Source organism: Allofrancisella inopinata (assembly GCF_012222965.1).
Lineage (GTDB): Bacteria > Pseudomonadota > Gammaproteobacteria > Francisellales > Francisellaceae > Francisella > Francisella inopinata.
The window spans coordinates 91,578-113,000 of the sequence record NZ_CP038241.1 but is presented as its reverse complement, the minus strand read 5'-3'; the positions used below and the strand labels follow the sequence as shown (position 1 = coordinate 113,000).

Below are 21,423 nucleotides of genomic sequence, written 5' to 3'. Positions count from 1 at the left end.
AACAAGGCAAAAATATTCGAAAAAGCGCAGTTTACATGTAATAAATGAGCATTTTGAGAATATTTTTAACACAGTTAGAAACATATAATTTTAGTTTGCAACACTCCCATTAAATATATTCCCATGCATCTTTATCAGCAAAGATAGCATGTAAAAGTTTATTATTAAGAGTATGTCCAGACTTATAGCAATTAAAATGCCCTAGTATATAGCCTCCAACATAAAAATCACCAATTGCATCCAATAGCTTATGTCTTACAAATTCATCTGCATATCGTAACCCACCTTCATTCAAAACTCCTTCATTTGTAATACCAACGGCATTATCTAAAGAAGCACCCTTTGCAAGATTATTTTGATGCAAATAAGCAAGTTGCTCATAAAAACCAAAAGTTCTAGCTTTTGAAATCATCTTAATATATTCATCAAGGTTATATTCAAAAACTATATGATCACTAGTAGCTGCAATTACAGGGTGGTCCCATTTAATCTTAAACTCATACTTAAGACTATCGCTTGGTAATACCTCTGCGAATTTATCCTCATCCTCGACTCTTACTGGCTTTAAAATTTTGATACCTTTTCTAGCTGCATTTTGCTCAAGTATGCCGACTTGTTTTAATAAATTAACAAAATCATGAGAACTACCGTCCATAACTGGTAATTCTGGAGCATTGACTTCTATCAAAACGTTATCTATTTCAAACATCGCAAAAGCAGACATCAAATGCTCAATTGTAGAGATAGATAAACTTTGATCACCATCTTTAGTTAAAAGAGTACACATAATAGCCTCTTTAATATTTGATGGGGCAACCTTAATATCTATTACTGGTTGTAAGTCAGCTCTACGAAAAACTATACCTGTATCAACAGCTGCAGGTTTAACTATCATAGAAACGTTAACTCCAGAATGCAAGCCTATTCCTGTTACAGAAAACTCATTTGCTAAGGTTTTTTGTTTCATAAGCATCTTCTCTCTTTATAGCCTTATTTAACTAATCTTGTGGCTACTTTCTTCTTAAGAAACTAGGTATATCTGATTTATTAGCATCATCAGATCCAGAACCAGGAGTGATACTAGTAGCAACTTCTGCTTCCCTTCTTAGGAAAGAAGCAGCTGGTGCTGCTCTTTCAGAAGAAATTTCTCTTTGAGAGTGGTGAGCACCTTTTTCTAGACCAAAACCTTTCTTCATAGATACTTTTTCTATACCAGTAACAACAACTGTCACTTTCATAGAATCAGTTATATCAGGATCAATAACTGTACCTGCTATAACAATAGCATCATCAGAAATGAAAGATCTAATAACCTCTCCAACTTCCTCAAACTCCCCTATAGACATATCCATACCGGCTGTAATATTCACTATTACACCTTTAGCACCATCTAGATTAATATCTTCTAAAAGAGGGCTTGAAATCGCAGCTTCTGCTGCCTCTCTTGCTCTATTTTCACCAGATGCCTCACCCATACCCATCATAGCTAGACCCATATTAGTCATAACAGCCCTAACATCAGCAAAGTCAACGTTTATCAAACCTGGTCTAGTTATTAACTCAGAAACTCCTTTAACAGCATTTCCTAAAACATCATTAGCCGCATTAAAAGCATCTATTAAACTAGCTTCTTTTCCTAAAACACTAAGTAGCTTTTCATTTGGGACTGTGATTATTGAATCCACATGTTTAGTTAATTCTTCAATTCCTAACTCAGCTGCTTTCATTCTTCTAGGTCCTTCAAATGGGAAAGGCTTAGTAACTACAGCAACTGTAAGTACACCCATATCTTTTGCAACCTCTGCAACAACTGGGGCGCCACCCGTACCAGTACCACCTCCCATACCAGCAGTAATAAAAACCATATCAGCACCTTCTAATAGTTGCTCTATCTTAGCTCTATCTTCTGTAGCTGCTCTCTTACCGATTTCTGGATTTGCACCAGCTCCCAGCCCCTTAGTCAAATTTGTACCTATTTGTAGTACATTTTGAACTTTTGACTTTGACAAAGCTTGACCATCAGTATTTAAAGCAAAAAATTCAACATCTGTAACCTCATCACACATATGCTGAACAGCGTTACCGCCACCACCGCCAACGCCGATTACTTTAATTACAGCATTTGAAATCATTGAATCATTAAAGTCAAACATATTTACACTCCTTCATTTATATATTTACCTATATCACTATCTTAAAAATTATTAGAAAACCACCCTTTTACTGAAGAAACAATTTTTTTCTTAGGCTTATTTTCTTTTGTTGTTTCTTCTTCTACTTTTGACTCAACTAATTTACAGTGGTCATGCTCACTAGCATATTTAAGCAAGCCTACGACTGTAGCATATGACGGGTTATGGACAACCTCATTTGCTCCAGAAACCTCTATAGGCCCCCCAACTCTTGCTGCAGGTAACTTAAACATATCTAAAGCAAGCCTAGCCAATCCCTTTAGTTTAGCGCCACCACCTGTGAAAACTATCCCTGATGGCATAAGTTCAAGCAAACCATTAACTTCTAATTCATCATACAAAGATCTAAATATTTCTTCTACCCGGGCTTCTATAACTAATGATAAATCTTGTAAAGATATTCTTTTTTTAGCATTTCCCAAAGAGTTTGGAATATCTATCTTCTCATCTGGATTTTTTAAATACTTACTTGCTGCATATCCGTATTGTAACTTTAAGCTCTCTGCTGCTTCTATTGGAAGTTTAAATACTTTAGATATATCAGATGAAATGTTGTTTCCACCAGCTGGGACAGTCGATGTGTAGCAAATACCGTTGTCTGAAAAAACTGAAAAACTTGTTGTATCAGCGCCGATGTTTACTAAACAAACACCCATTTCTTTTTCACTATCTGTAAGAATAGCCTCACTTGAAGCCAGCTGCTCTACAACTATATTGTTTATCTTATAGCCACAGTTTGAAATACATTTTCTAACATTTTGTAATAAACGAGATGAGATAACTACTATATGTACATTTGATTCTAACCTTACAGCAAACATGCCTATTGGTTCTGTGACCCCTGACTGGCCGTCTACTACATAATCCCTTTGCAAAACATGAAGCATTTCTGTATCTGCTGACATAGGTACAGCTTTAGCAGTCTTAATTGCCATGGCCAAATCTTCAATAGCAACCTCTCCATTTTCTACTGCTGCCAAACCATAAGAGTTAAAACCCTTGATACTAGGCGCACTCAGACCTAAGGTGATATCTTTAGTATCAACTCCAGCTATGCTTTTTGCTTCATCTAAAGCTTCGCTAAGAGTTTCCATAGCCATTTCAAGGTTTATTACTGAGCCTTGTTTTATACCCTTTGATTTTTTTTGGCTGACCCCTAGTATTTTAATGGTATCGTTTTCAACCATCTGACCTATAGCTACTGTGATCTTGTGAGAACCTAAATCAACTGCACAAAAATTACTACTTCCGAAGCCCATTATACTTACCTTAGTTATTAAAATAGATTTGTATTTCTAGTTTTTTAATGCGTACCTAGACTACATTATAAGCTTATTTATTATAGAAAACCAACAAAATGGGAATTTTATTTTTATTTATACTTTATGGCAAAACCATTAGCATATCGCATATCAAAATATTCTACAGATTCATAATCTTTAACTCTTTTGTAGTTCCTAAAATACTCCTTTAGACGAAGATTAAGGTTCCTTGATCCAAGGATTACAACCTGATCATTTAAAAGTTGTAATTTAAACTGGTTACCTTGGTAAAAAATTTCAATAATCTCTGAAGAATTTGCTTTTGCAATATCATTTAACTTTTGATAAGTTTCGTAAATATAGTGTCTATTGTTTTCATCATTACTTTGTATATACGGAAGCTCTTGATCATAATTAAATATGGCAGGTTTGATGATATTCATATTATCAAGCAAAATCTTATTGTTACCCCAATAGGCTACAGGCTTTCTATTATATAAGTATATAACTAACGTTGAAGGCCACACCTTTTTGACCAAAATATAATCTACACCCTGCATTCTGTACAAGTGTTTTTCTATATCTTCAATATTAAGATCAAACCATTGCTTGTTATTCAAATTTGTTATCTTGTTTATTAATTCCTGCCTAGAAACGTATACCAAACCGTCATTAGAAACGACATCTACCTTTGAAATACTTCTGTCTGTTTGTAGCATCAAATAAACTACTATCCCAAATAACGTAACAAGTATTAACAAAGGTATTATCAATCGTCTAAAAGCTTTCATCACCGTGCTTGTTCTATAATTATTTTTACAAAATTATCAAAATCGATACCTTCTGCTGCTGCAGATTTTGGAGATAAACTATGCTCTGTCATACCTGGAGAGGAGTTAATTTCCATTAGGTAAAACTTATCTTGGTCATATATAAGGTCAACCCTGGCATGCCCCTTACATTCCAAAATATCATAAGCTTTTTTTGCTAGCTGCCTTGCCTCAAGCTCTTTTTGTTTACACAGCCCACTAGGGCTATGATAAATTGATTTACCACTATATTTTGACTCATAATCATAAAAATCATTTAATGGCTCAATCCACACAGACGAATAAACTTCATTATTAACAATAGCTACTGTGATCTCCTTGCCAGTTACCCACTGCTCAACCATCACATCGCCATATTTAGAAGCTTCACTATAAGCTGCTTTTAGCTCTGAAACTGAATTAACCTTAAATGTAGCGATACTTGAACCACCACTACATGGCTTAACAGCAACTGGAAAGCTAATTTCATCTTCGTTAATCAACCTAGCTGTAAGAATCTTAGCCATAGGAGTAGGCATTTTGTGATGCATCCATATTTCTTTAGAAAGCATCTTATCCATAGTTATTACACTAGACTTCATATCAGAAGAAGTATGTTTTATCTTCAACATTTCCAATACTGCTGATACTTTACCATTTTCTCCATCTTCACCATGTAACGCAATAAAGCACTTATCAGGGTTTAACTCAAGTAATCCTTTTACAAGTTCTTTTGAGCTAGCATCCAATCCCACAGCATCATAGCCCTGTTTTTGCAAAGATTCTAGTACAGCTTTACCAGACTTTAATGAAACTTCCCTTTCAGGCGAATCTCCACCGTACAAAACCACTATTTTTTCTTTTTTCATCTTTTTCCCAAAAAAAATTCTTTTAGAAGGCTGCCACACTTATCTGCCATCACGCCTTCTGTTACTTTTAGATTATGGTTTAAGTTCTTGTTAAGGTGGTACTTTTCATGAGAAAAAGCACCGACCCGTTTATCTTTACATGCATATATTACTTCTGTCACTCTAGCTTGGACTAAAGCGCCCAAACACATTATACATGGCTCCAGGGTTACATACAATTTTGTATTGACTAATCGATGGTTTGTTAACAAGTTAGCTGCCATTTGAATAGTTAATATTTCTGCATGGGCAGTCGGGTTAATATCTACTATAGTTCTATTATAACTCTTAGCAAGAATTTGCCCCTCTTTGACTAAAATAGCTCCTATAGGAACCTCTCCCAAATTGTATGCTATTAAAGCTTGCTCATAAGCTTGTTGCATAAAAAAATTATGCTCTTGTAACTGTTTTGACACCTGAAAATACTTTTTAACTTGAAGTATTAGATTCTCTTATATAATATTATACATTAACAAAATTGTTTGCTACGTGTTTTTTGTATTTCCAGTGGGACACAAGCAAACTATGTTTAACTAACCACACTGGAATGGAAATAATAAAATGTCAGAAAATTTCAAAGAACTATTTGAACAATCTCTGAAACAAACAGAGATGAGAGTCGGTAAAATCATAGAAGCAACGGTTGTAAGCATTGATAAAGAATATGCTATGATTGATGCTGGTCTTAAGTCAGAGTCATTTATACCTGTTTCTTCACTAAAAAATAGCAGTGGTGAAATAGAAGTTGCTCCAGGAGACAAGATAAATGTTGTACTTGAAGCACTAGATAATAGCTGTGGCGAAACTAGATTATCACGTGACAAAGCTAAGAAAATCGAGCTTTGGGACAGAATTGAAAAAGCTTTTGAAAACAATGAAACAGTTCTTGGTAGAATAACTAATCACGTACGCGGTGGTTACACTATGGACGTTGAAGGCCTAAGAGCTTTCTTACCAGGATCATTGGTAGATACAAGACCTATCAAAGATGTTGCTCACTTAGAAGATAAAGATATTGAACTAAAAGTAGTCAAGATTGACACAAAGAGAAACAATATTGTTGTTTCTAGAAAAGCTGTTATTGAAGAGAGCAACTCTGGTGATAGAGATGCTATGCTAGAGAAAATCTCTGAAGGTAGCGTTCTTAAAGGTATCGTTAAAAACATTACTGACTTTGGTGCATTTATCGATCTTGGTGGCGTTGATGGATTACTACACATCACAGATATCTCTTGGAGCAGAATTAGTCACCCAACAGACGTACTATCTATTGGTCAAGAGATAGATGTTAAAGTAATTAAGTTTGACAAAGAAAAACAAAGAATATCTTTAGGTATTAAACAGCTTGGTGAAGATCCTTGGTTAAATATTGCAAAAGAGCTACCTGTAGGTGCTAAACTAGCAGGAAGCGTTACTAATATTACAGATTACGGCTGTTTTGTTAAGCTTAAAGAAGGAATCGAAGGTTTAGTACATACTTCTGAAATGGATTGGACAAACAAAAATATTAACCCACATAAAGCTGTATCTATTGGTCAAGAAGTTGAGGTTATAGTACTCGAGTTAGATGCCGATAATCATAGAATCTCTCTAGGTATCAAACAGTGCAAACCAAATCCTTGGAGCGAATTTGAGAAAAATTACAAACCTGGCGATAAGGTTATAGGTAAGATCAGATCTATAACAGAATTTGGTGTATTTATTGGTCTAGATGGTGGTATTGATGGACTTGTGCATATCTCTGATGTTGCATGGGATAATCCAGCAAAAGCTATTAAAGAACTTAAAAAAGGTGACGAAGTTGAAGCTGTATTAGTTTCTGTAAACACTGACCTTGAAAGAATAGCTCTTAGCATGAAGCAACTTTCCGAAGATCCATTCAAAAACTTTGTTAACTTACACCCTAAAGGTACTTTAGTTAAAGGTAAAGTTACCAAAGTACAAGAAAACGGTGCTGTAGTAATGCTTGATGAAGATAATAACATAGATGGTTTCATCAGAATTGCTGAAGTCTCTGTAGATCATACTAAAGATGTACGTGATGAGTTAAGCGAAGGTCAAGAAGTTGAAGCTAGGATTATCAACATCGACGCTAAGAAAAGAAGTATTGCTCTTTCCATCAAAGCCGTTGAGGAAGAGGCTTCTTCTACCAATAAGACTAACTACAAAGTTGAACAAATGACTCCAACAACCTTAGGTGATCTAATAAAAGAGCAATTAAACAAAAAATAATAGCCTCTTACATCATCTATCTATTGTTTAAATAAGGCCTACAAGCTAAATTATAGTTTGTAGGTTTTTTTATTTACAATACAAGTATAAAATATCATCTAGTGCAAATAATGTAATATGAAATATGCTAACTAAAGATATAGATAAGATTATAGCCTGCTTAATAGCTCAAGAAATAGTTAGTATTCCTACAGATACTGTATATGGCCTAAGCTGTATTATAGAGCCTAAAGTTGTTAACAAACTAATTAAGCTAAAACAACGTAGCTCTAGTAAGGGCTTTATTATAATTTCCCATAGTTTTGAACATCTCTTACAATATATAGATAAAGATTCACTATCAGAAGAACAATTTAAAAAAATATCTACTATCCAAGAAACTCCTACCACATGGCTTGTTCCAGCAAAACAAAGTATAAGTTGGCTTACTGGAGGAAAACCGACAATTGCTATTCGCTTAGTAAGAATAAAAACAATTAAAGACATCTGTAGTAAGCTTAAGCGAGCTATTATTTCAACTAGTGCAAACATATCCGGTGAGCATCCTATTGATGATGTCAATTTAATTGATAAAACCTTTGAAGGTATAACCGTACTTATAGCACCAAATAAAAGCTTTACAGCTCCATCTAAAATAATAGATATTATAAATAACGAACAAATTAGATAGCCTAGAGTGATAAAAATTTGATAAATAATATAAAATATAATAGCATTAGATTTGCACCTTCGATTTATAAATATAAAGACATAGGAAAAAAATGGAAAAGATTAGCCAAAAAGATATACAAAATAAGCTATGGAGTAATGAGGATGAAAGTAATTTCTCCAATGAACAATATAATGCGCTACTAATTGAACAATACCGCATCTATGTTGAATTAACTGATAGGACAAGCTATAGAAGAATTGTAATAAATCTTTTTTTCCTAGTTATAAACTTACTTTTAGTAGGCATCGTAGCACTAGCCATTAGTAATAACATAAATATTGATAATCCTCCTTCACCTGTTTTAGTCGTTATTCCATATTTTGCTGGACTAGTTTTTTGCTACGCTTGGTGGAAAATTATTAGATTCTTCAGGCATCATATTCAAATTAAAAGTAGTATCGTACCCTCCTTGGAACGACGTCTGCCATCAAGAGTGTGGCTTACTGAAGAGCACATAGCAGAAGAAAAAGGTTCATTTAAACCTATTAGAGTCCTTGAAATATACATGCCTTTCATTTTTATGGGGATATATTCAGCTTTATTTTTATTTGTTGAGCTTTCTTGGATACCTAAAGTTCTATAAAAAATTATTTAAACCTCTAATTAGATTATGGGAATATTGGAAGTTATCTACTAACTTCTTGTTGCCTAGTGATATATTTATCATTCTGAAACCATAGACTATTTAACCAGTCTTGAAAAGCTTGTTTGTCCTCATTATTGTTAAAATAGTCTCCTATAGGTATTTCTGACAGAGGTATAAAATCTACTTTTACTTTTATTCTTTCAGTTTTACGGATCATGAAATCCCAGAGAGTCTGATTAGGATTATCATATACAATGGTAGTGTTTAGGACCCCTTTAACCCTATCTGACAAACTCTTAAGGATTACAGCCATTCCGCCTGCTTTAGGGTTTAGAAGGTGTGTATAATTACTATTGATTGCTTTCTCAATGGTAAACCTTGTACCCTCCACAAAATTTACTATGGTTGTTGGCCTGTGAGATAATTTTTTACAATACTCTTTTGTTTTAGCAATATCTTGACCCTTTTTCTCTGGATGCTTTTCAAGATATTGTTTTGAATATCTTCTCATAGCAGGAAACTCTAAAGCCCAGCATACAAGACCTATTACAGGGACAAAAAACATTTGAAATTTCATAAAAAATTTTGGAAAAGCTATTTTTTTATGAAAAGCTAACATTAAAACAAAAGTGTCTAACCAACTTCTATGATTACTAATTATCAGATAAGAATCTTTGCTATTTAACCCCTTACTTTGTTCTAGCTCAATCTTCGTTGGAGAAAAAAGTTTTGTAACAATGATAGCAAAACTTACCCAAAAACTTGCTAAAGACTGTATTATAGTTGTACAGTAGTATTTTACCTTTTTGATTGGTGTTACCAGCTTAAGTAAAGAAAAGAAAATCAAAGGCAAAAAGACTATACCTGTACTGATTAATAAACAAAAAATTGAAAATAAGGCATAGTAACTATATTTTATAGCTTTAAACATTATGTAATATAAAAACTTATTTGACTATTACCATATTATCATTTATTTAGTTTTTTTTTAACCAAGCTGTGAAAATATACTTAGTACATGGTAAAAAATTGCAAACTAAAACCCAATTTGTAGCGAAAACATCTATTAGATGATGAGAGTCTTTGAATGGTAATATTCAAATTGGTTGTAATTGACTATAACCTACTATAAAAACTATCATAAGATGTTAATTATAGAATGTGGCTATCAAAATTTATGGTTTTAATATATATACAAATGTTATAAATTTATACAGTACATTAACAAACTGTAGAACAATAAAGATGTATAAAAAAATATTAATCGCATTATGCTTGTCTATATTAAACTGTAATTTATTTGCAGTAAACCTTCCCTTTTATGTAGGCACCTATAATGCTTCTTGGGGAGTACCGAATAATGATGGAATATTTTATGGGGAACTCTCTACTGAGAGTAAAACTGTATCTGAACTAACACTAGCTGCTGAGGCAGCAAATCCATCTTATATCCTAATTGATGGTAATATGGTATTTGCAGTAAATGAAATAGAGCCAGGAAAAGTTACCTCATTTGAAAAAGATGGTAAAATACTTAAAGAAGTTTCTAATATATCGTCTAATGGTAATAATGCTGTACATATTACAAAATCTGGTAATGAAATATTTATAGCAAACTATGGCGACTCTGCTGGGGCAAGTAGTGGTATATCAATATTTAGTAATAATAATGGGATATTTACTTATGAAGACTCCAAAATATATGGACAAATGCAAGCAAGATCACACGCTCATTCAATTTATCCAATCACTATTAATGACAAAAAATACGTCTACTCTACTGATTTAGGTACTGATCTAATACATGTGTATGAAAACAACAATGGCATTTTGAACGAAATACAGTCTTTGCAATTACAAAAAGGGGCTGGGCCTAGACACATGACTATCTCAACAAAAAATAATAAAATTTACGTTGCTAATGAATTAGATTCAACAATTTCCATATTAGAAATAAATCCAGATAATGGTGAATTGAGCATTATTAAATCTATCCCAAGCTATGTAGGTAAATTAAATGTAGAAAGAAATTACCCTTCTGAGATTATGCTAGCTAAGCAAGGTAAAAACTTATACGTAACCAATAGAGGTATGAATGATATAACGTTGTTTGATGTAAACCAGGATGGATTACTTAAATATAATAGCTCGTATTCTACTCATGGTAATTGGCCAAGAGACATGGATATAAGTGAAGATGAGGATTATATGGCAGTTGCAAACCAAAACAGTAATGACGTTACTTTCTTTAGTATAAATGACAATGGTGGGTTAAGTTACCTTACTAGTGTTAAGATAAACAATCCTGTTAGCATTAAGTTTGATTCAAACAAATTAATTTATTCTATATCATAGGAGTTAAGAATATGAGCGTTCAAAAATGTCAAAGTTGTGGATTTATGTGGCATTCACTTTCTCAGTTTGGTAACTCTAGAAAAGATCAATGCTTTAGGTGTGGATCAACTCACCTATCTACCCGGGAAATGCCTTTCCAATACAACAACATTATGCAAAAACAGCAATCAGAAAAACGTAATATGGACAACATTTTTAATAAAATAATAAGGTATGGTGATAAGCACTATATTAAAATGCATAAAACATATAAAACCCACTTAATTGTAGAACCAGGCTCTGAGAAAACATCAGGTTGCGCTGTTCTTATACCTGACATTGATTCTTCTGGCATAACTACTATATCTACTTATGATTTGACTGGTTGCCAATGTATCGCTATTTATGGGAAGTCTCTATATGGAACCTTCGATATTTTCTTCGCTCATTCTCGGCTTTATGATAAATATGATGATGAAATAATTAATAAGGCCCGGGAGTTTATAAAGGCACATCACCAAAACCAAATATATTGGGGCACTGATTTTAGTGCAATGATAAAAGATGTTGATAAATTGCATGATTTTATATGTAAGACTCAAGAAATATTAAGCATAAACCTTGGTTGCTGGGTTAGGTACTCGCATCGTATAGCAGCAGGAGAGATCACTTTTTTTCCAACATTGGGTTTTGCTACACCAGGAAATCGTGAAAAGACAATGGAAAAACTAAGTAAAGGGTGGTTGAATAGCGACATTATAGAATCACAGCTACACACTATTGAATCATTTAAACCAGCTTCAGAAATAAGTGAAGAAACCCAACAGTATTTAAATAAATTAGAAGAGAAAAATAAACGATTTATTCGCCGATGGTGGCACGATGACCGCAGGAAAGATAAGATTGAGAAAATAAATAAACTCTTGTCTTCATATCGCTGTGGGAACTTGGGCGTGTTAGTGGACATGCAAAAAAATACAGAAGACATTAGCGTTCAAGGTTGGAAAGGCATAAAAGCTAAACAATTAGCGATTAAAGCTGCGAAAGATGCTGTTACTCGTACACGGGCATTTGATCCAAATTATAATTGCGGGATAAAAGAGGATGGCACCGAAATTCTATGTAATTCTTTTGACCCACCTAAATTAGATGCCAAACTTCAAAAAAAAGTGGATATGATATTGCAGAGCAATAAAAAATAAAAAATTATTTCCTAAGAATGACTCCGTATTCAAACTGCCATATTGGCTATAGGTAATTTGACTAAAAAATGGTCTATGCCTTACTTCATTATCCATTTCGACGATAGGCTGTAGGCGTAATTGTAAAACTATTTACACAGTTTAATGAGGCTCGAACTAAAGTGAGAAATAAATCTGAACTGACAGTAAATCCCCAGATTCTAAAGCGGTAACTGTCACATCAAGTCTAGACTTCTACATCTTATCCTTGCTCTTCAACCGCGTCTATCTCTTGAACCTCATCGCTAGCTGAATTATTATTGCTTTTTAACTTCTCAGATTTTGGGATTATTTTTTTATCTAGAAATATTTCGAAATCTTTAATCAGAATCTCTCTAATTTCCTCTATATTGATTTCCCCTCCATCAACCTCACCGGATTTAACAAAGCCTACAAGCTCATCAAAAATTTCTAGTGTTGAATTAGATATTTTCTCTTCCATTTTTGGAAGAATAACTCCTAGTTGTATTTTAAAAGCAATATTATCCATGTTTTTTCCTCGCTCTATTGTTCCAATTATTTTATTTAAATTTCTCACAATTTAATGGTATTGTAAACCCTTTTTTCTTTTTTAATAACCTAAATAACTTAAGTTTTCCGAAAAAGGAATATTTTAGTGTATATATTTTCTAATTAATCTACTTGAGTAAATATCATCTGCTCTAAGTATGAAACAATATATTTATCATTTGTGCTATATGCGATATTTTTTAATAAAAGAAAATTACCTTTTTGTTGGGGGTTTAATACAGTCGTTAAATCCTTAAAACAATTCAATATCAAACCTTGATAAAATTTATTTAAAATAAGTTGATTAAAAATAGAAATAAGTGAGTTAAAAAATTCATCATCTCCGCTAACAGTAAGTTTTGATATCATTTTCACATGGTTTATATCAATTTTGTCTACTTTTGATAAGACATCAATTATATTGAGCTTGAATTCTAGTAATAATTTAAGCAAAACATCTCCTTCACGCGGAAGGAAGTGTTGATTTTTTAGATAGTGTTTTTTATATATTTCATAAGGTACTGATTCTATTAATCCTTCAAAATGCTCATTAAAATAAGCAATTTTATTATCAAATTTGTTGTAAGAACCATCACATTCACTGTATTCAATATTAAAGGTAAGGTCATTATTTTGTATAGTGGAAATATTATTACTGTCTATTATTGTTTTTGAACAAAATCCAACTGTGTATATTTTTCTAAAACCAGCATTATCTAACTCCTTTATTAATTCACTGGCAAATCTAACTGAATGACAGGCAACCACATATATACCTAACCCTGATCTAACCTGTGTTGATTTGAATAAAACTTCTGTAATATCTTTAGCTGAAATTCTGTTATGTGCGTAATAAGCAGTTTGTTGACTATTTATAGCCAATATTCTTTGTGTTAAAAAATCGTCTTCCAAAGACCCATGAGCCTCGAGATAAATCCTTGATTTTTCATTGATTTCTATTTTTCTGAGTTGATTAATTAGTAACTCTTTATTTTTTTCCTCCATCCCACCTATAGGATTAAATTTAATAAATGGACCCGTGAATGAAGCCGAAGAATGATTTTGTATTTTAAATTCACTTACAAATACATTATCCTTTACATTCATTCCCTTATTAATAAAAGGAAAAGTGTGTGTAGAAGTATTAACACTTATAGTAGGTTTTAAGTCGCCATTAAAACTTATAAATATATCGCTCATTTCGTTACACCTCATTTATTAAGCAATATATAGGCAATATTTCTCTGAATAAAAACACGTAAAAGTACACTCCCTAAACCACTCTATGAATCATAAGCCTAAGAGGATACCTCCTAAAACCATATTATAATAACTGAGTAGATTTTAACCTAATATACCCTAAACTACCAAATGAATTCTCTCATCGTAACTATGACTTCACATAAGTACGAGTATGACATTTACTGCAAAAAACAACTTTTTTATTTTGATGCAAAGGAATGTATTGGTTACAGTTTTTATTGCTACATTCAACTGAAGTTGTTAAGTAATATTGAACTTTTTTAAAGTCTTCTACCTTTACACGCCAACTTTTAAAGTAATTTTTTAATATTTGGTATTTTTGTTTTTCTAAGTATTTATTAAGTGATGGTTGGCTTTGAAAACCAAATTTATTAAAAGACTGTGGACTGGTAATATAATTCTCGTTATATTTTTTCACAAGGTTTATGTAATATTTAGTATCCATGTAATGTTCAATAATATGTAACCTAGGATTACTATTAACTAGCTTACCTACTTTCTTACTATAATAGTCTTGTGAAGGAATAATTTTATCCTTTGGTATAATAAATTTTAAATTATTAACTTTTATAAGCCCATAAGGAATAAATTGATTGTAATAACCCAAATTAGCGTCTATAAAGTATATATCCTTATCTAAATATGAAGAATATAATGATATCGCAGTAAGCATACAACTTCCAATTAGATAAAATTTATTTCTTAATAGATGCAGTCCTTTTATATTTTTAACAGAGTTTATAGTAGCCAAATCTTTTAATTCTACAGAGCTTATTCCACAAGAAATTTGCGCAAAACCAATAACTATAGTCGGATCTTGATTTAAAATAGCATAAATGCATACTTCTTTACCTATATCTTCAAAGTTATGTTTCTTTTCATAGCTTTCTAATAAACTACCATAAAATTCTTTAGTAACATCTATTTTATTTCCATGAGCTGAAAAAGTTTTGTACTCCAGTTTACGATTGCTAGTAATATTTTTAGAATTAGTGATAAAGATTTGTATATTTTTACTGATTAATAGATTCCTATACCACTCAGGGATAGCAACTTTATTTACTTTTAGGAAATTAATATATTCAACATTAAAAAATACCATACAATAAATTAATTTATAAAGAAACATATAGTATCAAAAAATTAGAAATATATAAAGAATTAATAATACAGTATATTTGTAAATACAATCTAAGAGATTTAAGTTATGCCTTTTATAAATGGAAAGGCTTTTTTATACTATAAAGAACAATAATTATTTTTTTTGATTAGTTTTATTTGCTAAAAATAAGACTATCCGCCTCTACACCAACTATTATCTTCTCACCTGCTTTAAACTCACTATTTAGCAATTTAAGAGCTAGTGGGTTTTCTAAGTTATTTTGGATAGCTCTTTTAAGTGGTCTTGCTCCAAATACAGGGTCAAATCCAGCTTCTGCAAGCTTATCCATAGCCTCAGGTGTAACTTCTAGACCAATCTCTAGATCTACCAAACGTTTTTCCAATCGCTTAATTTGAAGTTTAGCTATTTCTGCTATCATCTCTTTATCTAAAGGCTCAAAGACGATAGCGTCATCAACTCTATTTACAAACTCTGGTCTAAAGTGAGTTAAAACCATCTCCATAACAGCTGATTTTACAGTTTCATAGTCTTGTCCTTGCATCTCTTGGATTCTATGTGAACCAAGGTTAGAAGTCATAACTATTACGGTGTTTTTAAAATCTACTGTTCTACCTTGACCGTCTGTTAAGCGACCGTCATCTAGAACTTGCAGCAATATATTAAAAACATCTGCATGAGCTTTTTCTACTTCATCAAGTAATATTACAGAATAAGGTCTTCTTCTAACGTGTTCTGTTAAGTAACCACCTTGCTCATATCCAACATATCCAGGAGGCGCACCTATTAATCTTGCAACAGTATGTTTTTCCATAAATTCAGACATATCTACTCTAAGCATTGCATCCTCATCATCAAACAAGAATTCAGCTAAAGCTTTCGTTAATTCTGTTTTACCTACCCCAGTTGGGCCTAAAAACATAAATGAACCTATAGGTTTATTTGGATCAGATAAGCCAGATCTAGATCTTCTAACAGCATTCGAGACAGCTTTTATTGCTTGGTCTTGACCTATAACTCTTTTATGTAGAAACTCTTCCATATTTAGAAGTTTCTCTTTTTCTCCTTCCATCATCTTAGAAACAGGTATACCAGTAGCTTTAGAAATTACATCTGCTATTTCATTTTCTGTTACAGAAGTCCTAACAAGTTTATTTTCTGTAGATCCTGCTTCTGTTTGCTCTATTTGCTTAATCTGAGCTTCTAACTCAGGTATTTTGCCATATTGAAGCTCTGCCATTTTACTCAAATCACCAGCTCTTTGACATTTTTCTAGCTCAAATTTAGCTTTTTCAAGTTTTTCTTTAAGCTGACTAGCTCCTTGCATTTTAAGCTTTTCAGATTTCCAGATTTCTTCTAACCCTTTATATTCAAATTCCAAACCTTTTATTTCTTCTTTAAGGATTTCTAATCTTTTCTTAGTAGCTTCATCTTTTTCTTTTTTAAGCTGCTCACGTTGCATCTTTAATTGAAGAATTCTTCTATAAAGCTGCTCCATCTTTTCTGGCTTAGAATCAATCTCCATACGGATTTGGCTCCCTGCCTCATCTACTAAATCTATAGCTTTATCAGGTAGTTGTCTATCTGTTATATATCTATGGGATAAAGTAGCTGCAGCAACTATAGCCGAATCTGTAATGTTAACACGATGATGCAATTCATATCTTTCTTTCAAACCACGAAGTATAGCTATAGTATCTTCAACTGTAGGTTCCTCTACTAAAACTTTTTGGAATCTTCTTTCTAGAGCTGGATCTTTCTCAACATACTCACGATACTCATCTAAAGTTGTCGCACCCACACACTTTAATTCACCACGAGCTAAAGCAGGTTTAAGCATATTACCAGCATCCATAGAGCCTTCGGCTTTACCAGCACCAACCATAGTGTGTAATTCATCTATAAATAAAATTATATTACCTTCTTGTTTGGATAAATCTTTTAAAACAGCTTTTAGACGCTCTTCAAAATCTCCCCTAAATTTTGCTCCAGCTAGTAAAGCACCCATATCTAAAGATAAAACTTTTTTACCCTTAACTCCTTCAGGGACTTCATTATTTACTATACGCTGAGCTAAACCTTCTACAATAGCTGTTTTACCAACCCCAGGCTCACCTATAAGTACTGGATTATTTTTTGTACGGCGTTGTAATACTTGTATAGCCCTACGAATTTCACTATCCCTACCAATGATAGGGTCTATCTTGCCTTTTTTTGCAAGTTCCGTTAAATCCACAGTATATTTGTCTAATGCGCTTTTCATGTCTTCTTGGTTTTGACTACTCACTTTTTCTCCTCCACGATATTCACTTATCGCCTTAGTAATTTTATTTTTTGTTATCCCAAATTTATTGTATAAACTTGTTAAGCCTCTATCTTCTAGAGAAGCTAACAAAAATAATTCACTCGAGATAAACTCATCTTTATTTTCATTTGCCAGTGTTTGCATCTTGTGCAATGTAGTAATTAAATCTCTGGATGGTTTTACTTGTGGATTACCATCACCTTTTAATATAGCTACCGCGTCTACCATTTCATTTACAGCTTTTTTAAAAGCTTGTATATCCAACTCACACACACCCAAAATAGCTGCTATTACACTATCATTTTGCTCTAAGAATGCTTTTAACAAATGTACTGACGCAAATTCAGTAGCTTTTTGTTGAGTAGCATAAGATTGAGCTTCCGCTATAGCTTCCTGAAGCTTTATGGTGAACTTATTTATATCCATAATCCTCCTTACAATATAATTTCTTGTTTATGCATCTTATTCATATAAGGTCATACGACCATTTTTCAATATATAAAGCGTATATGGAAAATTTATAAACGCTCTCTACATGTAGTTAAATATGAGTTCCTAAAGCTAAATAATTACATATAGTATAAAAGAAATACTATATATCCGGATCACTTTGGTCAACTCTTTTATGTTTTTTACATAAACAAAAAAACTTACATAAAAAACTCTTATAAAATGCTTAGGTAGCCTATAAAGACTATTTCTATACGTTAAAAATAGAAATTTGAGGATCACAAGACTATTAAAAAACTTTTAGTAACTATACCTTGTTTAGCGCGTTTTATTGTATATATTATTTTGCCCTGGTAAAATGTAACCATAATATAACATCTGATTGGAGGTCATATGTCTATCATAAAGGGTAAAGAAAAGAGTGTCGAAAAAGAAAATAAAGTAGCTCTAAACTTCGAAATTGACGAATGTGTGGCTACTGAAATTTTAGAGTATTTAAAATGGGCAAATATAAAAGATAAAAATTACTTTTTAGAACAAGCCTGCAAGCATCTATTTCAAGCGGATAAAGACTGGAATAGCTTTAAAAAGGAACATTTTGAAGCTACAGGAGCAGAGCTCATTGAGAAAAAAGAAACAGATGTCGATATAAAAAACCTAATGGTTGGTGAAGATGAAGGTATGCTTAATTTAGAAGAAGAGAAAAACTTAGGAAGAAAACTCCAGAAAAAGAAAACGTAGTTGGTAATTTGACCTACACCTCTACACCTTACCACAGTTTGATTTTACCTCGTGGATCCTCTTGCTTTAACGGGTCTTCTGCTGGCTTATGAACTGAAAAAAATAATTTATAAAATCCTAAAATCTTTTTCTGCTTGCAAATAACACAATTGGAAAGCGTACGGTTGTTAAGGATGTTGTTAACGATTTTTATTACATTATCATTAACTTGCTCACCTTCAGATAAAATTAGAACTGGATGTCTTAAAATATTATCTTTAACATCAAAATGGCCACAAACAATATCCCCACTTTTAAAGTGTGTTAAAAATAAAGGGTCTCTTTCTTCAAAGAAGAATAAACATTGGCTAAGACCTAAGTACAGAATCTTATACTGAATAGACTGGACATTTTGTGAAAGATTTAAAATACCATCTTTTCGTAAACTTAAGGTTTCTTCACCTATAACTTTGCAACCGATATCATCTTCACTAATCGAGTATCCATCATAATAACTTTTCTGAATTAGTTTTTGCTTACAAGATTTAAAATCATGTTTAATATATTTTGGTAATTTTATCTTACAGTAAGGGCATTTCATCTTAAAGGTGCTTTTTTCTGCTAATTTGCTATATTTTACTTAATTTTTTTTTAAAAACAAACTTAAAACTTTATATTTTAATTAATTTAAGTGTTATTTTAAAAATGTGGTTGTTTAAATATATATGTTTAATTAATTTAATCAACTACGCAATAAGTTAATAGATTTTTTTGTAGCTTTTTTCATTTGTTTAATAAAAATACTCAATTCTCTAAGCATTTTTTCTTTATTACCCAAATTTTCTTGAATTATTTTAACAGTAGCCGAGCCAGATATTGCACCAGCTGCACCAGCTTGTATAGCTTGAGAAACTTGTTCTGGCTTAGAAATACCAAAACCTAATATTGGCTTAGGGGCATTAAATTGCTTTAACTTAGCAAGGACTTTTTCTACAGGCATATTGGCTGCTGTTTCCGTGCCTGTCACACCCACTCTAGACAATAAATAAGTATAGCTACTACCTATTTCAGATATTTGCTGCAGTAAATCATTATCAGCGTCTGGCGGTGCTATAAATATTTGGGAAATACCAACTTTTTTAGCGGTATCTAAAAACTCTTTAGATTCATGAGCTGGTACATCGGCAACTAGTATAGAATCAACTCCTGAATCTAGACATTTTTTGTAAAAATTCTCTATACCATTTGCATAAACCAGATTAGCATATAAAAGCAATCCCATAGGTATATCAGAATACTTTTGTCTAATTTTAGCTAAAATATCAAAACAAACAGCTGGTGTCATACCACTGTCTAAGGCTCTAATATTTGCCTCTTGGATAGTTGGACCATCTGCTAAAGGATCTGAAAATGGTATCCCTAACTCTAAAGCATCTGCCCCAGCGTTAACTAATGTATCTATAATTTCTAAAGATAACTCTTTATTGGGGTCTCCTATAGTTACGAAAGGAATAAAAGCACCTTGTTTTTTAGCTTCTAAAGCTTGGAATAACTGTGTGTATCTATCCATAACTATATTTCTCCTTTTTGCTTTAATACATCATGCACTGTAAAAATATCTTTATCTCCACGACCAGATAAATTAACTACTAGTACTTGCTCTTTTTCCGGGTTCTCAAAAGCAAGCTTAAGTGCATAAGCCAAAGCATGAGACGACTCTAAAGCAGGAATAATACCTTCTTTCCTAGATAGCAATTTAAAAGCTTCTAAAGCTTCGTCATCTGTAATAGATACATACTCAGCTCTACCTATAGACTGTAAATATGCATGTTGTGGTCCAACAGAAGGAAAATCTAAACCTGCAGAAATAGAATAAGATTCTTGTATCTGTCCATTTTCATCTTGCATGAGCGGTGCTTTCATTCCAAAAAAAATTCCCAGCTTACCATGCCTTAATGGCGCCCCATGCTCACCTGTATCAATACCTTTGCCCGCAGGCTCAACGCCTATGAGTTTGACTTCTTTTTCATCTATAAAATCAGTAAACATACCTATTGCATTTGAACCGCCCCCAACACAAGCAATCACAGCGTCAGGAAGCTTATTTTCCTTTTCTAAAATTTGCTGTTTAGTTTCTTGACCAATCATTTTTTGAAACTCTCTTACAATAGTTGGAAAAGGGTGAGGCCCCGCTGCAGTACCTAATAAATAATGTGCTTTTTGATAATTAGCTGACCAATCTCTTAAAGCTTCATTACAAGCATCTTTTAAAGTAGCCGAACCACTATGTACAGGTATAACTTCCGCGCCCATTAGTTTCATTCTAAAAACATTTGGGCTTTGACGCTCTACATCTTTTGCTCCCATGTACACACGACACTTTAAATCAAGTAAAGCACAAGCTAAAGCTGTTGCAACACCATGCTGACCTGCACCTGTTTCTGCAATTATTTCCTTTTTACCCATTCGCTTTGCTAATAAAGCTTGGCCTAAAACCTGATTAGTTTTATGAGCTCCACCGTGTAATAAATCTTCTCTTTTTAAATATAATTTTGTCTTTGTTTGTTTAACTATATTTCTAGTCAAGGTTAAAGCTGTAGGACGACCAGCATATTCTTTTAATAGCTCATTGAACTGCTGTTTAAAAGTTTCATCATTTTGAGCTTTTATAAACTCTTGTTCTAGTTGGTTTAGAGCTGGTACTAATATTTGCGGTACAAATTGCCCACCAAACTCACCAAAATAAGGATTTAGTTTTGACATTTAGATCTTTGTTTGC

At 32.6% G+C, this 21,423-nt stretch carries 20 protein-coding genes; 6 read left to right on the top strand and 14 right to left on the bottom strand.

The genetic code is table 11. The features are described from left to right. Positions 1-109: 109 nt before the first annotated feature. From lpxC to E4K63_RS00495, 6 genes are all read right to left on the bottom strand, one after another. Positions 110-967 carry a UDP-3-O-acyl-N-acetylglucosamine deacetylase gene (gene lpxC, locus E4K63_RS00520; RefSeq protein WP_133942103.1) on the bottom strand — a complete coding sequence of 286 codons (858 nt, stop codon included), beginning with the start codon at positions 965-967 and terminating at the stop codon, positions 110-112. A 43-nt stretch (positions 968-1,010) separates the two neighbouring features. Then, positions 1,011-2,153, bottom strand: coding sequence for a cell division protein FtsZ (gene ftsZ / locus E4K63_RS00515; protein ID WP_133942104.1), 1,143 nt, complete (start codon positions 2,151-2,153; stop codon positions 1,011-1,013). Between the two features lie 41 nt (positions 2,154-2,194). Further along, a complete protein-coding gene (ftsA, locus tag E4K63_RS00510) occupies positions 2,195-3,451 on the bottom strand; it encodes a cell division protein FtsA (protein ID WP_133942105.1) in 1,257 nt (418 codons plus the stop codon). Positions 3,452-3,564: 113 nt separating this feature from the next. Next, entirely contained in the window at positions 3,565-4,248 is a 684-nt protein-coding gene (locus tag E4K63_RS00505; protein ID WP_133942106.1) for a cell division protein FtsQ/DivIB, read from the bottom strand. Continuing rightward, positions 4,245-5,132 (bottom strand): D-alanine--D-alanine ligase, encoded by an 888-nt coding sequence (locus E4K63_RS00500; RefSeq protein ID WP_133942107.1) that lies wholly within the window; start codon positions 5,130-5,132, stop codon positions 4,245-4,247. The genes E4K63_RS00505 and E4K63_RS00500 overlap by 4 nt, the downstream gene beginning before the upstream one ends. Continuing rightward, positions 5,129-5,587 carry a nucleoside deaminase gene (locus E4K63_RS00495; protein WP_243830496.1) on the bottom strand — a complete coding sequence of 153 codons (459 nt, stop codon included), beginning with the start codon at positions 5,585-5,587 and terminating at the stop codon, positions 5,129-5,131. The genes E4K63_RS00500 and E4K63_RS00495 overlap by 4 nt, the downstream gene beginning before the upstream one ends. Positions 5,588-5,732: 145 nt before the next feature. On the opposite strand from E4K63_RS00495, the gene rpsA reads away from it, so the two are divergent. The 3 genes from rpsA to E4K63_RS00480 all read left to right on the top strand — a co-directional run bounded on the left by rpsA (position 5,733) and on the right by E4K63_RS00480 (position 8,698). Next, on the top strand, positions 5,733-7,403 hold the full coding sequence (rpsA, locus tag E4K63_RS00490; RefSeq protein WP_133942108.1) for a 30S ribosomal protein S1: 1,671 nt from the start codon (positions 5,733-5,735) through the stop codon (positions 7,401-7,403). Positions 7,404-7,527: 124 nt separating this feature from the next. Further along, on the top strand, positions 7,528-8,073 hold the full coding sequence (locus tag E4K63_RS00485) for an L-threonylcarbamoyladenylate synthase (protein ID WP_133942109.1): 546 nt from the start codon (positions 7,528-7,530) through the stop codon (positions 8,071-8,073). 91 nt (positions 8,074-8,164) lie between these two features. Continuing rightward, the gene (locus tag E4K63_RS00480) at positions 8,165-8,698 is read left to right on the top strand and encodes an intracellular proliferation membrane protein RipA (protein WP_133942110.1); all 534 of its coding nucleotides are present in this window, start codon (positions 8,165-8,167) and stop codon (positions 8,696-8,698) included. Positions 8,699-8,741: 43 nt separating this feature from the next. On the opposite strand, the gene E4K63_RS00475 is transcribed toward E4K63_RS00480, so the two are convergent. After that, the gene (locus E4K63_RS00475; protein ID WP_133942111.1) at positions 8,742-9,632 is read right to left on the bottom strand and encodes an acetyltransferase; all 891 of its coding nucleotides are present in this window, start codon (positions 9,630-9,632) and stop codon (positions 8,742-8,744) included. Positions 9,633-9,946: 314 nt separating this feature from the next. Between E4K63_RS00475 and E4K63_RS00470 the strand changes: the two genes are divergently transcribed. Continuing rightward, positions 9,947-11,056, top strand: a complete 1,110-nt coding sequence (locus E4K63_RS00470; RefSeq protein ID WP_133942112.1) for a lactonase family protein — start codon at positions 9,947-9,949, stop codon at positions 11,054-11,056. Between the two features lie 11 nt (positions 11,057-11,067). Beyond that, on the top strand, positions 11,068-12,237 hold the full coding sequence (locus E4K63_RS00465) for a hypothetical protein (RefSeq protein ID WP_133942113.1): 1,170 nt from the start codon (positions 11,068-11,070) through the stop codon (positions 12,235-12,237). A 241-nt stretch (positions 12,238-12,478) separates the two neighbouring features. Here the strand turns inward: E4K63_RS00465 and E4K63_RS00460 are convergent, their stop codons facing one another. The 4 genes from E4K63_RS00460 to clpB form a co-directional block, all read right to left on the bottom strand. Next, positions 12,479-12,766: a hypothetical protein gene (locus E4K63_RS00460; protein WP_133942114.1), complete on the bottom strand. Its 288-nt coding sequence runs from the start codon at positions 12,764-12,766 to the stop codon at positions 12,479-12,481. A 143-nt stretch (positions 12,767-12,909) separates the two neighbouring features. After that, positions 12,910-13,986, bottom strand: coding sequence for a hypothetical protein (locus E4K63_RS00455; RefSeq protein ID WP_133942115.1), 1,077 nt, complete (start codon positions 13,984-13,986; stop codon positions 12,910-12,912). A gap of 190 nt (positions 13,987-14,176) precedes the next feature. Then, positions 14,177-15,151, bottom strand: a complete 975-nt coding sequence (locus tag E4K63_RS00450; RefSeq protein ID WP_133942116.1) for a hypothetical protein — start codon at positions 15,149-15,151, stop codon at positions 14,177-14,179. Positions 15,152-15,323: 172 nt separating this feature from the next. Next, entirely contained in the window at positions 15,324-17,900 is a 2,577-nt protein-coding gene (gene clpB / locus E4K63_RS00445) for an ATP-dependent chaperone ClpB (protein ID WP_133942117.1), read from the bottom strand. Positions 17,901-18,317: 417 nt separating this feature from the next. Here clpB and E4K63_RS00440 point away from each other — a divergent pair, with 417 nt between their 5' ends. Continuing rightward, the gene (locus tag E4K63_RS00440) at positions 18,318-18,665 is read left to right on the top strand and encodes a hypothetical protein (protein WP_133942118.1); all 348 of its coding nucleotides are present in this window, start codon (positions 18,318-18,320) and stop codon (positions 18,663-18,665) included. 28 nt (positions 18,666-18,693) lie between these two features. On the opposite strand, the gene E4K63_RS00435 is transcribed toward E4K63_RS00440, so the two are convergent. The 3 genes from E4K63_RS00435 to trpB all read right to left on the bottom strand — a co-directional run bounded on the left by E4K63_RS00435 (position 18,694) and on the right by trpB (position 21,407). Beyond that, positions 18,694-19,245: a hypothetical protein gene (locus E4K63_RS00435; protein ID WP_133942119.1), complete on the bottom strand. Its 552-nt coding sequence runs from the start codon at positions 19,243-19,245 to the stop codon at positions 18,694-18,696. Between the two features lie 141 nt (positions 19,246-19,386). Next, positions 19,387-20,214: a tryptophan synthase subunit alpha gene (gene trpA, locus E4K63_RS00430; protein WP_133942120.1), complete on the bottom strand. Its 828-nt coding sequence runs from the start codon at positions 20,212-20,214 to the stop codon at positions 19,387-19,389. A gap of 2 nt (positions 20,215-20,216) precedes the next feature. Continuing rightward, positions 20,217-21,407, bottom strand: coding sequence for a tryptophan synthase subunit beta (trpB, locus tag E4K63_RS00425; protein ID WP_133942121.1), 1,191 nt, complete (start codon positions 21,405-21,407; stop codon positions 20,217-20,219). Positions 21,408-21,423: the final 16 nt, after the last annotated feature.